Origin of the sequence: Bacillus sp. FSL L8-0193 (assembly GCF_037976065.1) — a bacterium.
Classification (GTDB): domain Bacteria; phylum Bacillota; class Bacilli; order Bacillales; family Bacillaceae; genus Bacillus; species Bacillus paralicheniformis.
Genome location: NZ_CP150261.1, coordinates 720,504 through 744,627 on the forward strand (window position 1 = coordinate 720,504; position 24,124 = coordinate 744,627).

The following is a 24,124-nucleotide window of genomic DNA, read 5'->3' on the forward strand; positions in this document are numbered from 1 at the left end:
GTATAAAAAAAGAGCCTCATCCCGATAAGGGACGTGGCTCAAATGCACGCGGTACCACCCTGGTTGAAGACCTCCGTCTTCCGCTCTATTTCAGATAACGGTTTCCCGTTCTTTGCTACTTGAAGGTTCACAAAGAAAGCTCAGGGAGGTAATTCGCGTCTGCCTTTGTACCGGCTCGCACCAGCCGCCGGCTCTCTGGAACAGGGAGACAGCCCGCTACTTGTTCCCGTCGTTGCTTATGGTTTATGAAGATTGTCGTTCACTTTTCGAAGGAGCTCGATCAATGTATTCTGCTCCTCTTTTGTCATGCCTTTGATCAGCATTGTTTCCCCTTTGTGGAACGCCGGATAGAGCTCTTCAATAGCGGCTTTTCCTTCAGGGGTGATCTCGGCGTATACGTGTCTGCGGTCTCTCGGATCCGTGCTTTTTCCGCAAAAGTTCTTTTTTTCAAGCGTTTTAATGACATTGCTCGCAGTGGCTGTTGAAATGCCTGACAGTTCAGCGAGTTTTCTCGTTTCAAGCCTGCCCCATACCCATAGATCGTAAAGAATCGAAAAAGCCGTCCATGACAATTGATATGAGGAAAGGATCTCGGTCTCCATTTTGACGCGGAGCTTTTGCGCTGACCGGTAAAGGTTGGTGGCAACCGAAATGGCTTCAAGATTCAAGGACTCGATCGGCATGCGTTTCAGCTTGATGAGTGTGTCGTGTTCTTCCTGTCGAAGATGGGGGGATCTATCCAAATCGTGACGCCTGCCTTTTTATTTTCAGAATCATTAGCTATGAAACGAATTTTAACAGATGGTTTTCATCCATGCAAGCCCTTTTTTGATATGACGAGAAAAGCCGGCATCATGATGATGACCGGCTCTTGTTTCAGCTATTTTTTGGTGATCTGTTTGCGGCGCACTTCAACCCGATCCCCTTTTTGAATGTTGTCATACTGTTTTTTCGAGACGAGGACGGCATGTTCTTTTCCGTTTTGATCTTCAATCAACAGCCAATATCTTTTTTCTTTTCGTTCAGAGAGCGCTTTTTCTTTGATTCCGGCGGTGCGGAGCATGCTTTTTTGTTCTGCTGTATATCCGCCCGCGTGGAAGATCATCCAGTATGGAAAGTAGTAATTCAAAAAGGCTGATCCAGCAGGATTTTGATTGAGTGTTTGCTTGATGCTCCCTTTGTACAGGGCATTGGACGGCAATGTCCGCTGGATGGCGTTGAACTGACTGCTCTTGTTTAAATATTGTCGGCTCGCAGACTGATTCATATAACTGCGCATTCTCTGGTTGACTGAACCCGGACGTGTTTTTAAAGGAGCTGTTATTAGCCGAGGAACTCGAAGCCTTGGTTCCGGATGTTCCATTGCTGCCTGTTGCCTCTGCTTGAGCAAAAGGCAGCAAGAGAGACAGCGCCATGATCAAAATAAGAGGAGCGCTTTTTTTCTTCATTGTTCATCACTGCTTTTTTGTTCCACTTTATCTTTGACGACGCCCTCAAGCGGCTCCTGGTCATATTTGATGTATGGGGGACGGTAGATGAAGGCTTCATGATCGCGGATTTTAATATAAGGCTGTTCGACATTTTCCACATTTTCTACATATTTTTTGAAAGTCTCCGTCTTTTCTTTCCCATTTTTCACGTATGATGCTTTCAGTAAAGGTGCTTTGTCGGATTCGCTGTCATTCACGTAATCAAACCATACGAGATCGTATTTTTGAATGGAATGGTCTTCTGAGACCTCCTGTGAACGGTCTGAAGCGGATGATGAACATCCAGATAGGGGAACGGCGAAAAGCATCGCAGCCGCGGATAACGAGATCAGTTTCGATTTTTTCACTGTGATCATCCTATTCATTTCGGTTTCTCTTTTATATACGAACGATCCCGGCAAAGGTGTCATCTGTTCTTGATAGTCTGGTAGAAAACTGGGCGTAATAATTGCATTTTAAACGTAAACAAACTGTAAAATACCATTTCTATGAAAAAAGGTATAATTTGAATGTCAGAAAAAAATCCCATTCACGGAGGATATTTTTATATGAAGAAGATACTTTTTTCTGTTTTTGCTTTGGCAGGCAGCTTGCTATTGGCATTCAATTTTGCCGGTGAGGCGAGTGCTAAAACGAAAAAAGTCAGCGGCTACATCACTTGGTACAACGGCGTGGGCAAAGTCGGCGCTGACGGCAAAAGGCTCGGCCATTGGGACTGCGCCACAAAGATGGGCTTCGATGTTCCGAGAAAAGGCACAAAAATAAGAGCCTATTCTAAAGCAAAACCAAAGAAAGTCATTACAGTCTATAAATATGATGTCGGCAGAATGCCGGGCGCTGTGTTGGATGTAAGCCCGAAAGCTTTTAGAGCTTTGGGATTTCCGACAAGCAAAGGAAAGGTAGCCGGACATTATACATATAAAAAATAGGAGAAAAGAAGCAAGGAAAATCGTTTTCTTGCTTCTTTCAATTGGCGGGGGCGAATATGAAAAAAGTCTTTGTGTTTTTGTTGGCGGCCGTCATTTTAGCCGCAGGCGCATTTGCGGCCTTCCGCTATTTCGTCCCGGAAAAAGCGGAGCCGGCAAAGGGCGGCGGTTCGGACCTGCTCGTATCGATAACCGATCAGAAGCTGATGACCGCTTACTATGAAAATCAAAATAAGCTGTATGAAGAAAAGATGACGGATTACCCGGCTGCGGCATTAGACCGGAAAAAACGCATTCTTTATTATACGAACACCGATAACAGCAATATGAAGCATTTGATCAGGCTGGATTTGCAGTCGGGCGAAAAAACAACCCTATATTCAGGGGATGAATATGTCGACGGACTCAGTTTATCGGCGGACGGTTCGAAGCTGTTCATGCGATACAACCTTGCGGAGGAGAGAAATTTTCACCTCGCTTCCTTTGATTTAAAACAAAAGGCGTTTCACGTCATTTATCCATCGTTAAACAACAAGGACGAGAGCGTCAGCTACTATCAGTACAACAAAGCGAACAATCAATTCGTTATACTGCATTATTCATTGAAAGAAGACTATCAAAAAACAGATGAGGCCAACAGCAAAGGAGTGCCGCCCAAACCGACGAATATGAACATTTCCCTGGCGGATGAGAAAGATCAGCACCAGGTGAAAACGATCGCAAAATTTATCAATGACACGGCAATTTCGCCGGATGGCAAAACGATCGTCTTTACAGAATCGGCTGATGATCAGAAGTCGATTTATGCGATGGATGCCGAAACGAAAAAATATAAAGCGATCATTTCAGATCAGCGGGCATTTTCATTAGTCGACTCAGCACAGCCGCAATTCTCGAAAGACGGGAAAAAACTCTACTTTCTCGCTGAAGCAAAAGATGCGAAGCTGCTTGAAGATGAAACGGGGAGCGAAGCAAGGGTGAGAACGATTTATTCGTATGATATGGATACGAAAAAAGTGAGCAAAGCCTGGGAAAAAACAAACGGGATTATCAACACCTTTTCCGTTATTGACGAATAATGAGCATCAGCCGGCACAAACAGTCTGTGCCGGCTGATGTTTTATCATGAGCCGTTTGCCTGAGATGCCGCAGCCGAGCTCGTCATAATGGCGATTGCTGCCGTCTGTTGTGCTTGAATAACGGCTTCAAGCGTTTGATAAAGTCCTGTTTCCAGAAGCGTCGGATCTTCCGTTTTTTCGCTCATGTACAAATTGACAGCCGTTTTCAGATTCATGTCTTTCTGCCACCTGAACAGTTTATCGCTGTTCAATGCGCCTGCCATGATTGTGATGGCATCTATGTCTTTTTCACCGTTCTCAAGCAATGCAAGCAGTCCGATTTCCGGGTAATGGACAGGCTTCGGTCTTCTATGCTTTTTTGTCAATTCATCGTATATCCGAAGGGAGCGGGCGACAAGCTGATCGGCATCCCGCTCCGGCAAAAGCGAGAGGATGTGGCTGAGAAACTGCAAATCGTTCCCTTTGCGAAAACCCGCTTGGTTCAGCTTTTGGTAAAACGCTTCGATATAGTCGATCAGTTCACCTGTTTCCATGTCTGAACCGGCCAAAAGCACGGCGAGCGGGTAATCGCCGGCAGATGTTAAGAAGACGTGCTTGTCCTTCATTCCTTTGTAAATAGACAAAGCCCGATTGATTTTGTCTTCATGATCATGCTCATCAGGATATTTTGTCAAAAGGATAAGTGCGGACAAGTAGGTGAAAATGCTTTTTTTGAATCCGTTGCCGGTCAGTTTTTCGTAAATAATGAAAAAAGGTCTGATATGCGTTTCAGGTTCTTCGAAGCGCACGTCAAACATAGCGGCGAATGTATAGCGATGGGCCGACTTTAACGGCGAAAATGTCCCGGCGGCCTGTTTGACGGCCTCACTAAGCGTTAAAAACCGTTCTTTATTAAAAGGCCGCTTGTTGACGACATACATGGAAGCAATCATCATCAATGTCCGCTGATCTGTGACTTTCCATTTTAAATCGCTTTTTAACTCAGAGTAAATTGCTTTATATTGATCCAATCGCTGCTGCAGTTTAGCAGATGCCATTTTATCTGTCTCCTTCCTCGGTTTGCGTCGTTTTTGTATATACGAAGCAAAGGAAAATAAGTTTCATGGATTTGGCATCATACCGGGCTTTTGCTTAATAATATGGAAAAGGATACAGCGCGGCAATAATAACAAACGGGAAGATCCTGCTCCTGAACCGTCGGAATCGCCGGCGCGGATATCCGTATCCGCCGTAAAACTGCCTTTCATCTGTCACGTCTTCGGGAATGAGGAGAGATGCTTCCTGACGGTTCACCCCTTCAAGGATCCCGTGAACGGAACGGCCGTCCTTCATTTTCAGCACGACGTGATAGTGCATGTATTTGCGGCATAAATCGTGCAAAGACCTTTGATGATCATGGGGCATTGAGCAAACGGCATCTTTCGGAACACTCATATTCATTTCCATCTCCTTTTAGATTTATGGTATTCATCTAATGGATGAATGTTCCGGCTTGGAACGGTGAAGCCGTGGTATATGTAAAAAAGCCGATATGAATCGGCTTTAAAGATCAATGGTCAGCACTTCTTTCTGCGGCACTTGAAACGGTCGTCGTCATCATCGGAAAAACACTTTCTTTTTCTGCATTTGAACCGGTCATCGTCAGAGCTGCGGGTTTTATCCGTTTTAACGGTTTTATCCGTTTTATCCGTTTTATCCGTTTTATCGGTATCCGCCGAACGCAGCGCTTTCCTTGACTGTCTTTCTTTTTCCCGCTCAGGGCTGTATGGATCGTAATTGTCATAGTACTCTTCGTAGCTGCTCATTTTGAGGCAATCACCGCCTTTGGGTCATGATATGATAATGTATTATAAAGAGGGGCGTTTTGCTTGTGCATATGTAATGGTTTGTTGTGCCGTAAATAAGCTGATCAACTGACAAAATTCAACATTGAATAAAAGGATTTTTCGTTTCAACCGCTAATATTATTATGTATCAACTATTTTTTTTCGGCTGCGCCTGCCGATGCTTGCGAGAAAGCATTCAGGCGGACAGTCTGATAGGATAGAAGGAGCGGAATGCCGATGAAACGATCCGAAAGTGAAGGAGAGTACTTATGAAAAATAGTAGAAAAAAAGAAATCTTATCGTGGGTGAAAACACTTGTCATAGCCGCCGCGCTTGTCATGGTTTGCCGCTATTTTCTGTTTACGCCGTCAACTGTTTTGGGAGATTCAATGTATCCGACTTTAGAGGACGGCAACATGGTCATGGTTAGTAAAATCAGCGATATTCAGCGCTTTGATAAAATTATTTTTCACGCGCCTGATTCGGATGAAAACTATGTGAAAAGGGTGATCGGCCTCCCGGGGGATACGATCGAAATGAAGGACGATGTCCTTTATATTAACGGAAAAGTATATGATGAGCCTTATTTAAAGAAAAACAAACAAAAGCTGACGCTTCATGAACATTTAACAGATAATTTCACACTGGAGAAATTAACCGGCAAACAAAAGGTGCCGGAAGACCACTTGTTCGTGATGGGTGATAACCGTCAAAACAGCAAGGACAGCCGCTTTTTCGGATTTATTACAATGGACTCCGTTGTCGGCAAAGTTGAGTTCCGCTATTTTCCTTTCAATGAGATCGGCGGAATAGAATAGAAACGAAAAAGGCTTCCCATGATACGAATGGGGAGCCTTTTTAGCATTCGCGCATTTTGGCGAGCGGGCGGTTTGAAACATTGTCTGTACAGTGAAATAATGAAAAAAGAAACTGGACAACAAGGAGGATGAACAGATGAAAGTGTTTGTAGTGGGGGCGAACGGACAAATCGGGCGCCGCTTGACGAAAAGCTTGAATGAGAGCGATGAACATCAAGTCAGAGCAATGGTGAGAAACGAAGAGCAGGCGCAGGCTTTGAAACAATCGGGAACAGAAACTGCGCTCGCTAATTTAGAAGGCACTGTGGAAAGCATCGCAGAAGCGGCGAAAGGCTGCGACGCGATTGTCTTTACCGCCGGCTCAGGCGGCAAAACGGGCGCTGATAAAACGCTTTTGGTGGATTTGGATGGGGCGGTTAAAACGATCGAAGCTGCCGAAAAAGCGGGCATCCACCGTTTTATTATGGTCAGCACATTGCAGGCACACCGCCGTGAAAATTGGAGTGAAGCGTTAAAACCGTATTATGTCGCCAAACATTATGCGGATCGGATTCTTGAAGGCAGCGGATTAAACTACACGATTATCCGTCCGGGAGGGCTGTTAAACGAACCGGGTACAGGCCGGGTGAAAGCGGCGGAAAACCTTGAGCGCAGAACGATTCCGCGAGAAGATGTGGCTGATACCATCTTGGCGGCGCTCGCTGAAGAGCATACATTCCGGCGTTCATTCGATTTGGTTTCGGGTGATCAAACGCCCGCCGAGGCGCTTAAATCGATATAAAAGTGAATCGGGGAACCTGTGGTCAGAAGGTTCCCCGGCGTTTTTACAGAAGCGGAATATAGATAGTCATCTTCATCTCGTTCGGCGGCACCGAACGGCACACATCAGTCACTTCAAAGTCCGGTCCTTCTGTTCTCTCGTAATTGGTATTCATCAGCCATGATCCATAGATGTATCTTCTTGTGTTCTGCACGGATTCGGTCGATCCGTTCACATGAAATACGGCGTATTTGCCGCCGGGAATTTTCATATACATAAGCGGCTCCGGCACTTCTCCGGCTGCTGTTTCGCGAACGGCTTCCCCGATGATAAATGAGAAACCTCCGTCATCCTGGAAGCGGCATGACAGCCCGTAACACATATTCGGATCTGTTTTTTGAGGGATTTGCATAAAGTATCCATTTCTGCCGAAATCGTTGTAGAATTTCGGGATATCTTCGAAATACTTTTCCTCGTTTAAATTTGTCCGGTACTCATATCCGATCATATGTATATCGTTTAAATGAGTGATGTGCGGCTTTGGGATGTTCATATCTCCAGTCATCCTTTCTTTATATTCGAGAAAATTCATTTTGGTTTGAAAATCAAGCTTGACCTTTGCTTTGCGGTACTTGGCCGGAGTGATGCCGAAATACTGTGAGAATGCCCTGCCGAAAGCTTCCTGTGAGCCATAGCCGAAATCGATTGCGATATCGAGAATGGAACGGTCTGTTTTCTCAAGCAGAAGCGCAGCTTCAGACAGACGCCGGTTGCGAATGTACTGATAAACGGAAAAACCGGAGATCGCCTGAAAAAGCCTTTGAAAATGAAACGGGGAGAAACATGATTTAGCCGCAATATCCGTAATGTTTAAATCGTTTTGAAGGTGTTCTTCGATAAAATGAACCGCGTTTTGAATTCTTTCGTAATCATCCATATTCATCCACAGCCTTTACGATTTGATGATCCTATTGTACAGGATCAAGCGATGGTTTTTTTGATGATTTGTGCTTTTTTAAAAGCCTCCAAATGCGGAGGCTTTTTCTTATTGATGACGAATATCCGTTACTTCAAGAGGGCGCATCATATCGTAATCTTCGTGCTCCAGAATGTGGCAGTGCCAAACATATCTGCCGCTGTACGGTGCGAAGGTTGCGATAATCCGCGTCACCGAGCCAGGAGGTACTTTGACGGTGTCTTTCAGCCCCTTTTCATTCTGTGCCGGTGGAGCTGCCGGACCTGTAAAGACTAGTTCTCCGTTTTCCTGATACCGTTCGATATCAAACGGCCGGTGGTCGAGAATCAAAAATTGGACAAGATGTAAATGGATCGGATGGATCGCTCTTCCGGCATTGATGATCGACCAGATCTCAGTGCTGCCGAGGGCGGGAGTTTCAGTTACCGGTTCATGCCATTTTGTGTTGTTTAAAAGCAGAACAGGTCTTCCATATTGGTCAAGGGACGCGCCCAACGACAGATTTCTAAGGGTATTGATTTTGTGTCTCCGGTAAAATGGGCGTTTTCTCAATATTCTCGGCAATGAACTTGTATCTTTTTGCTTCAATGGTTTTGAGATGCGGAATTGCATGATGTCGGCATCTGTATCGGGATCCGCGTCTTGTCCGCCGCAGCCGATCCGGTTTTTCAATGTCACGGTTTTTCCTTCAGCTCGTGAAAAATCAACGATGATATCGCATCTTTCAGCCGGTGCGATCACCAGTTCATTGACTTTAACCGGATGCTGCAGAAGACCACCGTCAGTGCCGATTTGGTGAAATGTGATGTCATGATCGAAATACAGCTCAAAGATTCTCGTATTGGAGGCGTTCAGTATCCGAAAACGGTATTTTCGAGGTTCCAGTTCATCATAAGGCCATACCTTGCCGTTGACTAAAATGGTATCACCGCAAAAAGCCGGAACAATCGACGGGTCGGGAAGATCCGGCGAAGGGTTGTCAGGCTGCCGCGGATAAAACAATGAACCATCTTCATGAAAGGACTTATCCTGAATCAAGAGCGGAATTTCATATTCTCCCTTCGGCAAGTTCAATGACCGCTCTTCCCTGTCGCGGATAAAATATAAACCGACAAGCCCCGCATATACATTCAGCCTTGTGATGGCCATTGCATGATCGTGATACCAGAGAGCCGTAGCATCCTGCTCATTCGGATATTCATACACCTCCCTTTCAAAAAAAGGGCCTTTGACTTGAAAATCTTTAGTGTACCAGGCTTCCGGGTAACCGTCGCTATCAGGCGGTGTCCGGCCTCCATGCAAATGAACGACCGTTTTGACTTCATGTTCATGATGGCCGTCGTCATGAATTGTATGGTCGACGGGGAGAAAATGATGATCCGGAAGCTTATTCAACCATTTGACCGCGACTTTTTCGTGTTTTTGCACTTCAAAGGTGGGGCCGGGATAGGCCCCGTTATATCCAAACAGCCGGGTCGGCGGCAGATCGCGGTGGAGCTGCTGCTGAAATTCTTTCATCGTGACTTCATAATAGGTCATTTCCTTGCTTTTGCTGTGGGGTTTAAGCACTTTCGGAATGGGGAGTTTGTCAACGAATTTTTCAAGTTTCATGTTTCACCTGTCCTCTTTTGTTCTAATGAAAAGATCATTACATTATAAGACGGGTTGCATGGTCTGGTTCCTCATGATGAGAATAAGAAATGTAATTTGTGCTGAGAATGTTAAAAAAAAGAATCGATCATGACAAGAAGATGAACAGAATATTTCCTAACGATTAAAAATCGCCTTAAGGCATGCTTCGCGGAGGAAGAAAGGCGGGGATGATGATACATTATGTGTAAACCCTTTCTTATGGGGCGAAGCGGTCTGAAAGGAGATACCCGTATTGCAGAAAAGAATAGAGTGGATTGATGTTTCGAAGGGCGTGGGAATTATATTGGTCGTGTTGGGCCATACACCGACGCCGGATTGGCTGAAAACGTTCATTTTCGCATTTCATATGCCGCTGTTTTTCTTTCTGTCCGGCCTCGTTTACCATGATGGGAAGATGACTTTTACATCATTTCTTTTTAAAAAAATAAAGACGCTTCTTTTGCCATACTTCATTTTCTCCGTTCTTGCCTATTTATTCTGGGTTCTCGTCGAGAGGCATTTTACGTTTACGGGGAGTTCGGATGTTGATCCGGTTGTACCGTTTAAAGGCATTTTTTATTCGATTCCTGATGACTACATGCTGACACACAACCCTGCGCTCTGGTTTTTAACATGCTTATTCATCGTTGAAATGCTTTTTTTTATCGTGAAGAGATGGGGGAAAGGAAGGCTGTTTATCGTCATTGCCGTAATGGTGTCGGCCGCCTTGGGCTATTTGAATGATCAATTTGTGGGCATCAAGCTGCCGTGGAATATTGAAGTGGCCTTGACCGCCATCGTATTTTATTCGGCCGGTTTTCTGTCGAGAAATAGCCTGAGGGAGATGAGAGACGGAAGAACGCTGCTGCCAGCGCTTCTCTTATTCATCGCGGTCGGCTTTTTACAGACCCTGAACGTCAGAGTGGATATGAGGGCCAATGAGTACGGAAAAATGGCGGTCTTTTATCTGACCTCATTTCTGGGAACGGCAGGCGTCATTTTCAGCAGTTTTAAACTCGAAAAAATGAAGCTACTCCAATTCCTCGGGAAAAACTCGCTGATCATTCTCGTACTGCACTACCCGGTCATCAGGATGCTGAAAGCCGTCGTCTACTACTTTACCCAGGTTTCCCTTGATGAGACATACGGTTCCCTGTTATGGAGCGCGCTTTACACCGGTATGACATTGCTTGTTATGGTGCCTTGCATCTTTTTATTGAACCGTTATCCGATCGTGCTTGGGCGGAAGAAATGCAATTAAAAAACTTGCAAAAGAGACTTTGCAAGTTTTTTTGAATTATTGAAGGTTGAAAGTAATCTTTTTATCATTCCAAAATTCGGGAGTGTAGAGGACCTTATATGTTTTGCTCTTTTTAGACTCGAAAGTGATTGTTCCAGATACCTTACCGTTTGGTGTCAGGTTTCCAGATGATAGGTCATTATCATCTGATGGTCCATACGTATTTTGCGTAATTTGTCCATCTTCATTTTGAATTTGAAAATCAAGCGGGTTATAGGAAATATCTTTATCGCTTTTATTTTCTATGTTAAGTGTTACAACTACATATTCATTACCGTTTTTTGGCTTGATATATTCATTACCCATCGATTTTTTAACGTTGGTCACTGTGATTTGGGTGCCATCCAGATCAGCTGTTTCATTTAAACCAAATTCAGTTTTTTCTTCTTTGGCATCGTCATTGCTTTTTTCTTCGCTAGTTTTTGCGGCTGTCGTCTTTGCACTGCTACCGGACGATTTGCTTTCTTGAGAAGAAGAGCCGCTTGAAGCGAATATCATGACGAATACGATGGATCCAATAATCGTGACATAGAACCACCATTTTTTAAGGACAAGGCCTTTATTCTCGCCGCTGAACAATGCTTTACATCCGCCGATTAATAGCAGAATAAGCGGAACGATATATGCCAGGCTGACGCCGACAGTTCCTCCTATTGCAGCCGCGATATAAAAAGTACCCGCTAATTTAGTTTGTTTTTTTACGATACATGCACCGACGATGGCCAGTGCAGACAGCAAAATAACCGCCCAGGATGATCCGATAACTTCTCCGGCGCCATCCGCTTCTAAAGCGGCGCCTAATCCTCCGAATAATAAACCTGAAAATCCTGCAAAAATCCCGAAAATACCGCCTAGTAACCCCAGTACAAATTCTGCTGTACGTTTGACAGGGGCTTGAAAATTCGTTTGTTCTGACATGTGATGTCCCCCTTATAAGCTATGTCATAATGTCTAAAACATATTAATCCAAAAAAGGAAAAAAGTCCATATATTTTTCGTGACTATTTTACTATTATTTTATATTGTCAGAGTTTTAAGGACTATTTTCGACTTTTTTTAATATCGTTTAAATTTTGGGTTTGTTTAATGTTTTTTAGAAGAATCATGCAAGGGAACTAAAGAAAAAATATTCAGAAAGAAGATACCGACCTTTTAATCCTATGCAGCGTGAATAAATTGAGGTTTTCGCAAAATCCTTATACAGAGCGGGTTTTACCGGTTTTGACCCAACTGAAATTTGTTTCCTTAAATAAAAAAAGTTCTACTCTGACTATATTTCTGCAAGAAGTGAATCATGTTTCTATAGACTCACTCAAGTTTTGCTTTGTATGATTAAAAGCGAAAACACGGATGGGAAAGGAAGCTTTTTATGGAACGGTATGATGAATTAAAAAAAGGTGAAACCGGGGCATGGGTCAGCATCATCGCTTACATTGTACTGTCGGCTGTTAAATTGGCCGTCGGGCTTCTATTTCACTCCGAAGCCCTCAGAGCCGACGGACTGAACAATACAACAGATATTATTGCCTCAGTAGCGGTGCTGATCGGCCTCAGGATTTCTCAGAAGCCGCCTGATGAAGACCATCCGTACGGACATTTCCGCGCTGAGACGATCGCCTCGATGATCGCTTCATTTATCATGATGGTGGTCGGTCTTGAAGTGCTGTACAGCTCGGGTGAAATGCTGTTTAATCCGAAAGAAACGACACCGGACATGATTGCGGCTTGGACGGCGGCAGGCAGTGCCGTCGTGATGTTTTTGGTTTTCCTCTACAATAAAAGGCTGGCAAAAAAGGTAAACAGCCATGCCCTCTATGCAGCCGCCGCCGATAATAAATCGGATGCCTATGTCAGCATCGGAACGTTCGCAGGCATCTTTGCTTCGCAATTTAACCTTGCCTGGGTCGATACGGCAGCCGCATTTATCATCGGATTGATCATCTGCAAAACGGCTTGGGGGATTTTTAAAGAGGCGGCCCATTCTTTGACGGACGGATTCGATATTAAACATATTTCAACGTATAAAGAAACGATTCGGAAAGTTCCCGGCGTCGGCAAAATCAAAGATGTTAAAGCGCGTTATTTGGGCAGCACCATCCACGTGGAAATCATCGTGGAAGTGAGATCCGACCTCAACATTGCAGAAAGCCATGATATCGCCGATGAAATTGAGAGAAGAATGCAGGAGGAACACTCGATCGTTCATTCCCATGTTCACATCGAGCCATCTGGAGAAAAATAAGAAGCGGTCACTGACCGCTTTTTTTGTTTTTCACTCTGAAATTCGAAATAAAAAAAGACAAAACTCTATTTTCCTCCAGTTAGTTGTTTTCTGAGAGTACATCGTTTATGGTAAAGTTAAATAAATTCGATTCGTCAGCAATGAGGAGGAAGAGGATGGCATACGAAGAAACGCTGCATCCCGTTTTGGGAAAAGTAGCTGATAATATTGACAAAGTAATGGTAGGAAAGAAAGATATTGCCGTTTTAAGCCTGACTGCCATTCTTGCAAACGGACACGTCCTGCTGGAAGACGTTCCAGGCGTCGGAAAGACGATGATGGTTCGCGCCCTGGCAAAGTCAACCGGCGCTGAATTTAAGAGAATCCAGTTTACGCCAGATTTACTGCCTTCAGATGTAACAGGCGTTTCCATATATAATCCGAAAACACTGGAATTTGAATACCGTTCAGGCCCGATTATGGGAGATATCATTCTCGCAGATGAAATCAACAGAACGTCGCCGAAAACGCAGTCGGCGCTTCTGGAAGCGATGGAAGAAGGAAGTGTGACAGTAGACGGCGTGACAATGCCGCTTTCAAAACCTTTTTTTGTAATGGCCACACAAAACCCCGTCGAGTATGAAGGGACATATCCGCTGCCGGAAGCTCAGCTTGACCGCTTTTTATTCAAGCTGAGAATGGGATATCCGACAGTGCGCGAAGAGCTTCAAGTGCTCGATCTTCAGGAAAACCGCAGCCCGATTGAGGAAGTTGAGCCTGTCATAGAGAAAGAAGAGCTTGCCGCATTTCAAAAAGAGGCTGAAAAGGTGTATGTAGACGCTGCGATTAAAGAATACATTGTTGAGATCGCCCAAAAAACGAGGAGTCATTCCGCCGTTTATCTCGGCGTGAGTCCGCGCGGCTCAATCGCCTTGATGAAGGCTGCTCAGGCGTTTGCATTTTTATATAACCGTGATTATGTCATTCCTGATGATATTCAGTATTTGGCGCCTTTTACCCTTGCACACAGAATGATTCTACGGTCAGAGGCGAAATTTGAAGGAAAGCGGCCTGAAGCTGTTCTTCAGGACATTATGTCAAAAACGGAAGTTCCGGTCAGAAGGCCGATGAGCAACTGATGAGAGAGCGCATCGGTCTTGTGAAGTACGGATGGAAGCTGTGTATCGTGTTTCTTCTGTTTGCTTCAACGTTTTGCTATGCGATGTTTCAAGGGGGATTTGTCAGCTGGTTTTTGTTCTACTCATTTCTTCCCTTTGTGCTTTATGCTTTCATGCTTGCCTTTTATCCGCTGAAGAACATGACAGCGGAGCGGAGGCTGAGCCGCGGGCAGTATAAAGCCGGTGATCAATTGGAGGCTTTTGTCGTGCTAAAGAGAAAATGGCCCTTTCCGATCATGTTTATGATCGTGGAAGACTGTCTGCCTGATTCGCTGGGGAGAAACGGGCGTTCGGCAGAAGCCAAACAGTTTCTCTTTCCTTGGTTTAAAAAAGAAATTAAGATGACGTACACGATCAATTCGGTCCCGAGAGGAGACCACCGTTTAGCAAAAATCAGGGTCCGCACAGGTGATCCGCTCGGACTGCTGGAAAGAGAATGCGAGATTCAATTGGAAGACTCCTTTCTCGTTCTGCCTTCCTATCAAGAGATTACTTTCCGCGCCAGCGGAAGCTCTTATGATGAACATGCAGGCCGCGTTTCAGAGCTTCGCCGAAAGGACAGCACACTGGCATCAGGTATCAGGGAATACCAGCCGGGCGACCGGTTTGCATGGGTCGACTGGAAGACGTCAGCACGGCGCAGCCAGCTGATGACGAAGGAATTTGAGCAGACGAAAGGGGATGACCTGCTCGTCTTCATGGATCAGTCTCCCTCTGATGCTTTTGAAGAGATCGTCGCGTTTACCGCTTCTATCATTCGTTCTGCCATGAGGAGCGGGACGAATGCAGGGCTTGTTTCCACAGGAAAAGAGCGGAATGTCTTCCCGGTTCGGCAAGGGGAGGAGCATCTGAGAAAGCTGTTTTACTACTTGGCGCTTGCCGATTGCGATGCGGTCCAGCCGTTTCACAGTCTGCTGGAGGGGGAATTTGGCCATCCCGATATGAGAAAAGCCGTTAAATATATTGTGACAAGCCGGATCACCAACGAATTGGTGCAGGTTTTGAAGAAACCGCTCTCCAGCGGACTGCCCGTCATTTGTTTGGTGAAGAAAAAAGGCGGAGCTCTCTCAAGTGAGGAAAGCGCCGCTGTCCAACAATTAAAAGCGCGGGGGATTGAAGTGAACGTCATTTACGGGGAACATTTTTCCCGGGGTTTTGCTGAAGCGAGGTGAGAAAATGTTGTCCGGGGGAAAAAGAAACAGTTTCGGTTTATTGCTTTTTTATGTCCTAACCTTTTTGCTGCTGTGGGAATGGCTGCGTCCTTTGCAGTATTTTACCGATACGGGGCACACCGTCTTTTTTATTTTGTTTATTGCCTTAGTATTCTTGCTTACATTTTTTAAGGTCCCTTGGTTTATCAGATTTCCGGTCAGCCTTGGCTTCGTTCTGTTTGCGCTGCACACGATTTTTTACGAAGGATCGGTGTTTTCACCTTCATGGATTGCCCTGCTTTTTCAGGATTTAAATCAAAATTTCTCCTATATTTTCTCCGGCATGTGGCGGGATATGTCGCCGTTGTTTCGGACGCTGCTCTTTTACGTCCTTCTTTGGCTGCTTGTATACTTGCTGCATTACTGGGTGATCTATCAGCGCAGAATTTTATTCTTTTTTATCATGACCGTTGTTTATATCGCGGTGATCGATACATTTACGCCGTTTGACGCATCATATGCGATCGTCCGGATCGTGCTGATCGGCTTTTTGCTTCTCGGCCTGCTGTATTTGGAACGGATCAGGGAATCAGAAGCGTTAAAATCCTCAAGATCGCGGTTTGCCAAATGGTTTACACCGCTCTTATTGATGACTGCCGCCGCCGTTTGCATCGGCGCGGTCTCGCCGAAAGCCGATCCCGTCTGGCCTGATCCGGTGCCGTTTCTGCAGACGGCTGCGACAGGCGATTTTGCTTCCTCAGGCAAAAGCAAAGTCGGCTATGGAACGAATGATGAGGCATTGGGCGGGCCATTTTCAAAAGACGATACATGGGTATTTACGTGGCAGGGAAATGAACGAAGCTATTTCAGGGTGGAAACGAAAAGCCGCTATACAGGTAAAGGCTGGATTGAAGACGAAAAAACGGGCGCGTCCATCCAGCTTGACAAGGGTGAGCTGGATTACCAGTGGTACGACGAAGGCGTGAAGACCGAAACGCGCAAAGCGATCGTCGATATCGATCCGGCTTATCGGTACGATCACGTCCTGTATCCGATTGGGACGACTGAAATCAAGCTCAACAATTTCTTTGTGCCGCTCCGCATGAACTTAAACACAGAGAAAATAAAACCGGCCGGCAAGACAGGCGCGGACATTCAGAACCTGGAAAGCTATTCGGCCACCTATAAATCACCCGTCTTTGATGTTGATCAGCTGAGGAAGGTCAGCTTTGAGTCGGAGGGAAAATGGAGCAGAAGCCATGAGAAGTATCTGCAGCTTCCCACTTCCCTTCCCGACCGCGTGAAAACATTGGCGCACGATTTAACGAAAGACGAAGATAATATATATGACAAAGCGAAAGCGATTGAGAAGTATCTCGGTTCTTCCGAGTTTTCTTATGAAACGGAAGATGTGGCTGTTCCTAAAGGAGAGCAGGATTATGTCGATCAGTTCTTATTTGAGACGAAAATCGGCTACTGCGACAATTTTTCCACAGCTATGATCGTGCTGCTGCGGTCGGCCGGAATACCGGCCCGCTGGGTGAAAGGCTATACATCCGGTGAATATGCAGGAACGACGGCAGACCGGAAACGGACGATTTACGAGGTGACAAACAACAATGCCCATTCCTGGGTTGAAGTGTACTTTGAAGGACAAGGCTGGGTTACGTTTGAACCGACGAAAGGCTTTTTAAATCCGGAGCAGCTCGTTGAAGAGTCCAGCGGCCGGCAATCTGGCGCGGCTTCTGATAAAAAAGAAGATGATAAGAAAAACGACGGAGGTCAGCGTCCGCAGGATGTAAAAGAACAAGACAACAAAGAGAAGCCCGAACCTCAGACAAAGCGTGATGCCAATGGCGGTTCTCATGCCGGCAGCGGGGATGCAGACCGTATCCTTTTGACTGGTGCGGCCGTACTCGGTCTGTTGCTGGCGTTGACAGCGGTGCTTTACTTTACAAGGGCAAAATGGATGCCGCACATCATCATCAACAGGCTGAAAAAACGGCGTGATGGCGCGGTTTTCTTCAAAGCTTACGAAGAGCTGCTCCGCCAGCTGAAGCGCCAAGGCATGCAAAAAGAAGAAGGACAGACGCTGCGCGAGTTTGCGAAGACGGTTGATGAACGCTTTCAAAACGGTGAAATGACAGCTTTGACCCGGCAATATGAACGGGCTTTGTATCGAAAGGAAGACGCCGCAAAGCTGTGGAATGATTCGGCGGAGTTATGGGAAAATTTAATTAAAAAGAGATAGTCTTGACCGCTTTCAGTCGTATTGTTAGAATAAATGAATATTAAAAACCCTTATATATTCTTGCTGGCAGGCTCGGCGGCTTATCTATCGGACAAGCCGGGCCTTGTCCCGTGAATGGGGGCAGGACGGCCTTGTGTCTGCCGCCATTTTTTCTGTGCAAAAAGACAATTTGATAAAGAGGTGACACCATGACGAAGTTAGTAAATGAAATGATTCTTGTGTTGGATTTTGGAAGTCAGTACAACCAGCTGATTACCCGCCGCATTCGTGAGTTTGGTGTATACAGTGAATTGCATCCTCATACGTTGACGGCAGAGGAAATTAAAGAAATGAATCCGAAAGGAATTATTTTGTCCGGCGGTCCGAACAGCGTTTATGACGAAGGATCTTTCCGCTGCGACGAAAAGATTTTCGAACTGGATATCCCTGTTCTTGGAATTTGCTACGGCATGCAGCTGATGACGCATTACCTTGGCGGAAAAGTAGAAGCGGCGAGCCAGCGCGAATACGGAAAAGCGAACATTCATATCGAGGGTGAACCGGATCTGTTTAAAGATCTTCCAAACGAACAGGTCGTCTGGATGAGTCATGGTGATCTAGTTGTTGAAGTTCCAGAAGGCTTTACCGTTGATGCGACAAGCCATCATTGCCCGAATTCAGCAATGAGCAAGAAGGATAAGAAATGGTACGGCGTACAATTCCATCCGGAAGTCCGCCATTCAGAATACGGAAACGACCTTTTGAAAAACTTCGTTTTCGGTGTTTGTGAATGTGCCGGCGAATGGTCAATGGAAAACTTTATTGAGATTGAAATGCAGAAAATCCGTGAAACAGTCGGCGACAAGCAAGTGCTGTGCGCCTTGAGCGGAGGGGTTGACTCCTCTGTCGTTGCGGTTTTGATCCATAAAGCGATCGGCGACCAGCTCACTTGTATTTTCGTAGACCACGGGCTCCTTCGAAAAGGCGAAGCGGAAGGCGTGATGAAGACGTTCAGTGAAGGCTTCAACATGAACGTGATCAAAGTTGATGCGAAAGACCGCTTCCTGAACAAGCTTAAAGGCGTCTCAGACCCTGAGCAAAAACGTAAAATCATCGGTAATGAGTTTATCTACGTGTTTGACGATGAAGCGGAAAAACTGAAAGGTATTGACTTCCTTGCACAGGGAACGCTTTACACCGACATTATCGAGAGCGGAACGGCGACAGCTCAGACGATCAAATCGCATCACAATGTCGGCGGACTTCCGGAAGACATGCAGTTTGAACTGATCGAACCGCTGAATACGCTCTTCAAAGACGAAGTGCGTGCGCTCGGTACCGAGCTCGGCATCCCTGACGAAATCGTTTGGCGCCAGCCGTTCCCGGGGCCAGGCCTCGGCATCCGCGTTCTTGGAGAAGTGACTGATGAAAAGCTTGAAATCGTTCGCGAATCAGATGCGATTCTCCGCGAAGAAATCGCCAAAGCTGATCTTGAAAAAGATATTTGGCAATACTTCACTGTTCTTCCTGATATCCGCAGCGTCGGCGTCATGGGAGACGCAAGAACTTATGACTATACGATCGGCATTCGCGCCGTGACATCGATTGACGGCATGACATCCGACTGGGCGAGAATTCCTTGGGATGTCCTTGAGACAATCTCGACACGGATCGTCAATGAAGTGAAGCACATTAACCGTGTGGTTTACGACATTACGAGCAAGCCGCCTGCAACAATCGAGTGGGAATAAGACAAATGCCCCAGCCTTTATGAGGCTGGGGCGTTTTTTATTGGGAGAGGAATCAGTTATATTCATTGCTTTCATCACCGCAACAGCTCTGTTTCTGCTCAAGAAAAAAATAATTTCCCGAATGGCCTTATCAGGCGTCCTCTGTCTGTTCGCCGTACTTGCGTTCATTTTTTATTTTGCTGCAACGGTGAACTTTACATCCGTCAGTCTGGAAAACGAGAGTATTGCAGGCTTAAAAATCGGCGACAGCGTTAAAAATGACCATCGATTTGTAAAAAGTGGAACAGGGGTTGTGGAATATAAAGCCAAAAATATGTCAGGCGTAAAAGCAGAAATAGATAAACAGGAGAAAATTGTGCTATTGTTCAATATTTCTTCCGCTCAAACCGTGACTATTGCAAAAGGCATCAAAATCAACGATACACTTCAAACAGTGGTCGAAGTATATGGAAAAGAATATAAAGAGCTTTGGTTTGTCGAAGGGTATGAAACCGGAATACAATATCAGGATAAAAAAAGAGACGTGGTGCTTGAATTTTATTTCAATGATCACAAGGTGCACTTGATTGAATTGAAGAAAACAGGGAATTAACCCGCTGCAGACCACGGTCAGAATCTGGAAAAAACAACGAACGAAGCGAACATTAAAATCATTAATGTTCGTTTTTTGTATTGTGTTCAGCGTTAGATATTGCTACAATAGTATAGTAATTCAAAAAAGACTTGTCGTATAATCATGGGGATATGGCCCATAAGTTTCTACCAAGCTACCGTAAATAGCTTGACTACGCTTGTATACAATATTTTGTCCGTGAAAAAAACATTTTTTCAGTATGAAATATGCCGTAGTCAAGCGTCCCGCCAATTGGGGCGTTTTTTGTTTAAAAGCAAAGGTTTTTGAAACAATAAAAGCGACAGACAAACGAGAGGAGTATACCATTTTGAAGCGTTACTTTCAGTTTGAAGAATTGGGTACAAACTACCGGAGAGAAATGATCGGCGGACTTACCACATTTTTGTCCATGGCATATATTTTGATCGTCAACCCGCTTACCCTTTCTCTGGCGTCGGTGGAAAATTTCCCGGATGCATTGAGAATGGATCAAAGCGCGGTCTTTACGGCAACAGCGGTTTCAGCAGCTGTCGGCTGTTTTATCATGGGGCTGCTTGCGAAGTATCCGATCGCCCTTGCGCCCGGAATGGGGCTTAACGCATTCTTTGCATTCTCCGTTATTCTGAACATGCAGATTCCATGGCAGACGGCCCTTTCCGGCGTTATGGTTTCCGGACTAATTTTTATCGCTCTTTCGCTGTCCGGTTTGAGGGAAAAAATTATCAATTCGATTCCTTATGAGCTGAAAATGGCTGTCGGTGCGGGAATTGGTCTGTTTATCGCTTTCGTCGGTTTGCAGGGCTCTAAAATCGTCGTATCCAACCCGGATACCATTGTGTCGTTTGGAAATATTCATTCAGGTCCCGTTCTTTTGACTGTTTTCGGACTGATCATTACTGTCATTTTAATGGTATTGCGCGTGAACGGCGGCATTTTCTTCGGTATGTTGCTCACGGCGATTGTCGGCATGATCTTCGGTCAGATTGATGTTCCTGACAAAATTGTCGGTGCTGTTCCCAGCCTTGCACCGACATTTGGACAAGCCTTTATCCACCTTCACGATATCTTTTCGGTGCAGATGCTTGTCGTTATTTTAACGTTTTTATTCGTCGACTTTTTTGATACGGCCGGTACATTGGTGGGGGTTGCATCACAAGCCGGTTTGATGAAGGATAACAAACTGCCGCGCGCTGGCAGGGCTTTGCTTGCCGATTCTTCCGCAACTGTTGCCGGAGCGATCCTTGGTACATCGACTACGACCGCTTATGTTGAGTCAAGTGCCGGGGTAGCGGCCGGAGCGAGAAGCGGTTTTGCGGCGATCGTAACAGGCGTTTTGTTCTTGCTGTCGCTGTTCTTCTCGCCTGTCCTCAGCGTTATCACTTCGCAAGTGACGGCGCCTGCTTTAATCATCGTCGGCGTGCTGATGGTGGCGAATCTCAACAAAATCGACTGGACGAAGTTTGAGATTGCGGTGCCCGCATTCTTCACGATGATCGCGATGCCGCTGACATACAGCATCGCCACCGGAATCGCGATCGGATTTATTTTCTACCCGATCACGATGATCTTTAAAGGCAAAGCAAAAGAGATCCATCCGATTATGTACGGATTGGCTGTTGTATTCATTCTTTATTTCATTTTCTTGAAATAAGGTGTGCTGTGCGAAAAAGGCTTGTTCATTTGGACAAGCCTTTTTTATTTTCAAATCATTAAAAACGGAACCTTCCGCCTTCGTTTTTCGTCATATATAAGGGCTGCCGCATCTATGATAAAAAGAGGTTTGTCTTGACTGTTTCACACAGCTTATGTAATTTATAAAAGTGCTTTTCATTTATGTAAAGCTTTTGAATAGAATAGGAGTTGCTTATATGATTGAAGAACATCACAAACGAAATGAAGATGATATAGAAGAACCTGCTTCGAGGATGTCGAGGAATTCCCGGAAAAAAGCGAAGAAAAGCAAGGAGACGAATCCGTCTGCGGGGAAAGTCAAATCGGTGATGGAGAGCGTGATTGCCGCTTTGTTCCGCTATTTCAGCTTTGTGCTCGATATTTTAAAATCCCCGGTGCGCAGCGCACTTGATTTTGACCGGTCTTATTTTAAGTATTCCGTTATTTCAATGACGCTTTTAGCTGTTTTCTTTTCGCTCGGCAACTTTTATCAGCTGCTTGCGGGCAGGGGGAGAATTCTCGGGTTCGGCGTGTCAGTGCCGTTCCTGGAAGTGTTTTTGGTTGTGTTTATCTATTGCATGGCTTTCATGTTTTGGATGGCAGCATCGAGCTGGGTTGTATCGAATTTTATGCTCAGGTATAAAGTTTCATTTTTCGATATCACGGCAAAGTACGGTTCTCTATTGGTTCCGTTTATCGTCCCCGCCGCTTTGTGGATGATATTCGCGATTATCAACTTCACGGCCGCGACGGTGATTCTCTCGATCGTCATCTTTATGGGATTGACATTCGGGACTTTTACGCTGATTCAATCGATTTATGAAAAAAGCGAAAAAGCGCGGTTTGACCTGATGTACTGTGTGTTTACCGTCTTTTTGCTTGAATTGGTATTCGTTGCGGCAACATGGAAGCTGGTAGGCGGATACTTGTTGTCGTCGCTTATTCCGGTTTAAGGAGATATTGCCGGTTCTTCTTGAAGAACCGGTTTTTTCTCCGCATTAATTCTGAGTTGACTCATAAGAATAATATATATTTTGACCAATAAGATGGGGGAGTGATCGATGGCTAACTTTCTTCGAAAAGCTGTAAAACAAAAAAAGGAGTATTTAATCAGGCAGCTTGCAAAATCAGGGCGGCTGGACAATTTGAAAGACCTCTCGTCATACACGCTGAGCGATTTGGAAAAGGAGCACCGCAAACTGAGCGAATCCGTTGGAGATCGTCAGCGGGATCATAAGCACCAGCTCTGAAAGACGTTCATTTGAACGTCTTTTTTAATTGCGTTTCAATGCTTTGAAACCGGCAGAAAAAGGGTAAACTGATGGGAGTGAGCAATGTCGAAAAATTTTGTGGTGAAGCAGGGCCATTACAGGATTGTGTATGGAGAATTTCTCTAGTAGAATATGATTGCTTTGCATCTAAAGGAGGGATTTCAATTGCTTCACTCAGCACTATTGAATGGTGTGATCATGGTTGGAATTATTCTGGTTATCAATATTATATACGTAACGTTTTTAACCCTTCGAATGATACTGACTCTTAAAGGCCAGCGGTATCTCGCCGCTTTTATCGGGACAATCGAAATGCTTGTCTACGTCGTCGGGCTGGGGCTCGTTCTAGATAATTTAAATCAAATCCAAAACGTGATTGCTTACGCGGTCGGATTTGGAATCGGAATCATCGTCGGCACGAAAATTGAAGAAAAGCTCGCTTTGGGCTATATTACCGTTAACGCCATTACGAAAGAGCTTGATTTGGATTTGCCGAAACAGCTCAGGGAAAAAGGCTACGGCGTCACCCACTGGGTCGTCGGCGGACTTGAGGGAGACAGAACGGCGATGCAGATTTTGACGCCGAGAAAATACGAACTGCAGCTGTACGAAACGATTAAATCAATCGATTCAAAAGCATTTATCATTTCCTATGAACCGAAGACGATACACGGCGGATTCTGGGTGAAAGCCGTAAAGAAAAGGAGAATTAAAGAATAATGACAAAGCCGAAAAAAAAGCGCTTTGAAGTAACGGAAGGCGAAACGATCGAATCCGTGTTGACGAAGATGCAGGAAGAAGGCTATACACCGGTGCGTCGAATGGAGGAGCCGGTCTTCAAAGAAACAAAGGAAAATGGAACGATTCAGGTTGTTCCGTGCGGAAGAAAAATTATATTCGAAGGTAAATTACTCTAAACCCGAACATTAGAACAACAAAATATACTATCGTTCGATAATGTCGTTGACATTATCACAGTCCGTTGTTAAGATAAACATGACATGAAAACACATCCTCATATAATCTTGGGAATATGGCCCATAAGTCTCTACCCGATGACCGTAAATCATCGGACTATGCAGGAAAGTGGACAATAAACTGACATGGAGATCGCGAGAAGCGGACTAACTGACGATACACGCGCCATGCCCGGTTTGTGTTGCTTCCTACAAATGCAATACATGCCGGGCTTTTTATATGCGAAGAATAACAGCTAAAGGTGGGACAAAAA

General features: G+C 45.2%; 25 protein-coding genes, 1 pseudogene, 2 riboswitches and 1 other annotated feature. Of the genes and pseudogenes, 16 read left to right on the plus strand and 10 right to left on the minus strand.

Annotated elements, in window-relative coordinates; translation table 11 throughout:
- Window positions 1-24: 24 nt before the first annotated feature.
- Window positions 25-242: a binding site (T-box leader), on the minus strand.
- The 3 genes from MHH76_RS03600 to MHH76_RS03610 form a co-directional block, all read right to left on the minus strand.
- The gene (locus tag MHH76_RS03600) at window positions 237-683 is read right to left on the minus strand and encodes a MarR family transcriptional regulator (protein ID WP_223254891.1); all 447 of its coding nucleotides are present in this window, start codon (window positions 681-683) and stop codon (window positions 237-239) included. It overlaps the preceding feature by 6 nt.
- 197 nt (window positions 684-880) lie before the next feature.
- Entirely contained in the window at window positions 881-1,267 is a 387-nt protein-coding gene (locus MHH76_RS03605) for a hypothetical protein (protein ID WP_230631826.1), read from the minus strand.
- A 177-nt stretch (window positions 1,268-1,444) separates the two neighbouring features.
- Complete coding sequence (locus tag MHH76_RS03610) at window positions 1,445-1,846, minus strand: hypothetical protein (protein ID WP_206761178.1); 402 nt, start codon at window positions 1,844-1,846, stop codon at window positions 1,445-1,447.
- 192 nt (window positions 1,847-2,038) lie between these two features.
- Here MHH76_RS03610 and MHH76_RS03615 point away from each other — a divergent pair, with 192 nt between their 5' ends.
- A complete protein-coding gene (locus MHH76_RS03615) occupies window positions 2,039-2,419 on the plus strand; it encodes an RlpA-like double-psi beta-barrel domain-containing protein (RefSeq protein WP_043054555.1) in 381 nt (126 codons plus the stop codon).
- A gap of 56 nt (window positions 2,420-2,475) precedes the next feature.
- On the plus strand, window positions 2,476-3,495 hold the full coding sequence (locus tag MHH76_RS03620; RefSeq protein ID WP_023855572.1) for a PD40 domain-containing protein: 1,020 nt from the start codon (window positions 2,476-2,478) through the stop codon (window positions 3,493-3,495).
- A gap of 44 nt (window positions 3,496-3,539) precedes the next feature.
- Here the strand turns inward: MHH76_RS03620 and MHH76_RS03625 are convergent, their stop codons facing one another.
- From MHH76_RS03625 to MHH76_RS03635, 3 genes are all read right to left on the minus strand, one after another.
- Window positions 3,540-4,532 carry a DUF4003 domain-containing protein gene (locus MHH76_RS03625; RefSeq protein ID WP_023855573.1) on the minus strand — a complete coding sequence of 331 codons (993 nt, stop codon included), beginning with the start codon at window positions 4,530-4,532 and terminating at the stop codon, window positions 3,540-3,542.
- A 94-nt stretch (window positions 4,533-4,626) separates the two neighbouring features.
- Window positions 4,627-4,935, minus strand: a complete 309-nt coding sequence (locus MHH76_RS03630; RefSeq protein WP_020450414.1) for a hypothetical protein — start codon at window positions 4,933-4,935, stop codon at window positions 4,627-4,629.
- A 116-nt stretch (window positions 4,936-5,051) separates the two neighbouring features.
- Window positions 5,052-5,300 (minus strand): hypothetical protein, encoded by a 249-nt coding sequence (locus tag MHH76_RS03635; RefSeq protein WP_043054138.1) that lies wholly within the window; start codon window positions 5,298-5,300, stop codon window positions 5,052-5,054.
- 290 nt (window positions 5,301-5,590) lie between these two features.
- Here MHH76_RS03635 and lepB point away from each other — a divergent pair, with 290 nt between their 5' ends.
- Window positions 5,591-6,139, plus strand: a complete 549-nt coding sequence (gene lepB, locus MHH76_RS03640; RefSeq protein ID WP_020450416.1) for a signal peptidase I — start codon at window positions 5,591-5,593, stop codon at window positions 6,137-6,139.
- 136 nt (window positions 6,140-6,275) lie between these two features.
- Window positions 6,276-6,920, plus strand: coding sequence for an SDR family oxidoreductase (locus MHH76_RS03645; RefSeq protein ID WP_043054139.1), 645 nt, complete (start codon window positions 6,276-6,278; stop codon window positions 6,918-6,920).
- Between the two features lie 43 nt (window positions 6,921-6,963).
- Here MHH76_RS03645 and MHH76_RS03650 read toward each other — a convergent pair whose 3' ends face one another.
- Together MHH76_RS03650 and MHH76_RS03655 are read right to left on the minus strand one after the other, a co-directional pair.
- Entirely contained in the window at window positions 6,964-7,836 is an 873-nt protein-coding gene (locus MHH76_RS03650) for an effector binding domain-containing protein (RefSeq protein ID WP_020450419.1), read from the minus strand.
- A gap of 108 nt (window positions 7,837-7,944) precedes the next feature.
- The gene (locus tag MHH76_RS03655; protein WP_043054140.1) at window positions 7,945-9,486 is read right to left on the minus strand and encodes a multicopper oxidase; all 1,542 of its coding nucleotides are present in this window, start codon (window positions 9,484-9,486) and stop codon (window positions 7,945-7,947) included.
- 274 nt (window positions 9,487-9,760) lie between these two features.
- Here MHH76_RS03655 and MHH76_RS03660 point away from each other — a divergent pair, with 274 nt between their 5' ends.
- The gene (locus MHH76_RS03660; protein ID WP_043054141.1) at window positions 9,761-10,768 is read left to right on the plus strand and encodes an acyltransferase family protein; all 1,008 of its coding nucleotides are present in this window, start codon (window positions 9,761-9,763) and stop codon (window positions 10,766-10,768) included.
- A 36-nt stretch (window positions 10,769-10,804) separates the two neighbouring features.
- Here the strand turns inward: MHH76_RS03660 and MHH76_RS03665 are convergent, their stop codons facing one another.
- Window positions 10,805-11,305 (minus strand): DUF4352 domain-containing protein, encoded by a 501-nt coding sequence (locus tag MHH76_RS03665; protein ID WP_043054556.1) that lies wholly within the window; start codon window positions 11,303-11,305, stop codon window positions 10,805-10,807.
- A 75-nt stretch (window positions 11,306-11,380) separates the two neighbouring features.
- Window positions 11,381-11,725 (minus strand): annotated as a pseudogene (locus MHH76_RS03670) (DUF4064 domain-containing protein); the annotation flags it as partial.
- Window positions 11,726-12,176: 451 nt separating this feature from the next.
- On the opposite strand from MHH76_RS03670, the gene MHH76_RS03675 reads away from it, so the two are divergent.
- From MHH76_RS03675 to MHH76_RS03725, 11 genes are all read left to right on the plus strand, one after another.
- A complete protein-coding gene (locus MHH76_RS03675) occupies window positions 12,177-13,049 on the plus strand; it encodes a cation diffusion facilitator family transporter (RefSeq protein WP_020450423.1) in 873 nt (290 codons plus the stop codon).
- 155 nt (window positions 13,050-13,204) lie between these two features.
- Window positions 13,205-14,167: a MoxR family ATPase gene (locus MHH76_RS03680; RefSeq protein WP_020450424.1), complete on the plus strand. Its 963-nt coding sequence runs from the start codon at window positions 13,205-13,207 to the stop codon at window positions 14,165-14,167.
- A complete protein-coding gene (locus MHH76_RS03685) occupies window positions 14,167-15,378 on the plus strand; it encodes a DUF58 domain-containing protein (RefSeq protein ID WP_043054142.1) in 1,212 nt (403 codons plus the stop codon). Before MHH76_RS03680 ends, MHH76_RS03685 begins: the two co-directional genes overlap by 1 nt.
- Before the next feature lie 4 nt (window positions 15,379-15,382).
- Complete coding sequence (locus tag MHH76_RS03690; protein ID WP_043054143.1) at window positions 15,383-17,608, plus strand: transglutaminase domain-containing protein; 2,226 nt, start codon at window positions 15,383-15,385, stop codon at window positions 17,606-17,608.
- 188 nt (window positions 17,609-17,796) lie between these two features.
- Complete coding sequence (gene guaA, locus MHH76_RS03695; protein WP_020450427.1) at window positions 17,797-19,338, plus strand: glutamine-hydrolyzing GMP synthase; 1,542 nt, start codon at window positions 17,797-17,799, stop codon at window positions 19,336-19,338.
- A gap of 40 nt (window positions 19,339-19,378) precedes the next feature.
- On the plus strand, window positions 19,379-19,930 hold the full coding sequence (locus MHH76_RS03700) for a hypothetical protein (protein ID WP_020450428.1): 552 nt from the start codon (window positions 19,379-19,381) through the stop codon (window positions 19,928-19,930).
- 114 nt (window positions 19,931-20,044) lie between these two features.
- Window positions 20,045-20,146: riboswitch (purine riboswitch) on the plus strand.
- Window positions 20,147-20,279: 133 nt separating this feature from the next.
- Window positions 20,280-21,602: an NCS2 family permease gene (locus tag MHH76_RS03705; protein ID WP_035337056.1), complete on the plus strand. Its 1,323-nt coding sequence runs from the start codon at window positions 20,280-20,282 to the stop codon at window positions 21,600-21,602.
- A gap of 217 nt (window positions 21,603-21,819) precedes the next feature.
- The gene (locus MHH76_RS03710; protein ID WP_043054144.1) at window positions 21,820-22,575 is read left to right on the plus strand and encodes a hypothetical protein; all 756 of its coding nucleotides are present in this window, start codon (window positions 21,820-21,822) and stop codon (window positions 22,573-22,575) included.
- 108 nt (window positions 22,576-22,683) lie between these two features.
- Window positions 22,684-22,872, plus strand: a complete 189-nt coding sequence (locus MHH76_RS03715) for a hypothetical protein (RefSeq protein WP_020450431.1) — start codon at window positions 22,684-22,686, stop codon at window positions 22,870-22,872.
- 186 nt (window positions 22,873-23,058) lie between these two features.
- The gene (locus MHH76_RS03720; RefSeq protein ID WP_003179524.1) at window positions 23,059-23,613 is read left to right on the plus strand and encodes a DUF5698 domain-containing protein; all 555 of its coding nucleotides are present in this window, start codon (window positions 23,059-23,061) and stop codon (window positions 23,611-23,613) included.
- Entirely contained in the window at window positions 23,613-23,810 is a 198-nt protein-coding gene (locus MHH76_RS03725; RefSeq protein WP_020450432.1) for an NETI motif-containing protein, read from the plus strand. The genes MHH76_RS03720 and MHH76_RS03725 overlap by 1 nt, the downstream gene beginning before the upstream one ends.
- A 78-nt stretch (window positions 23,811-23,888) precedes the next feature.
- Window positions 23,889-23,991: riboswitch (purine riboswitch) on the plus strand.
- The last annotated feature ends 133 nt before the right edge of the window (window positions 23,992-24,124 follow it).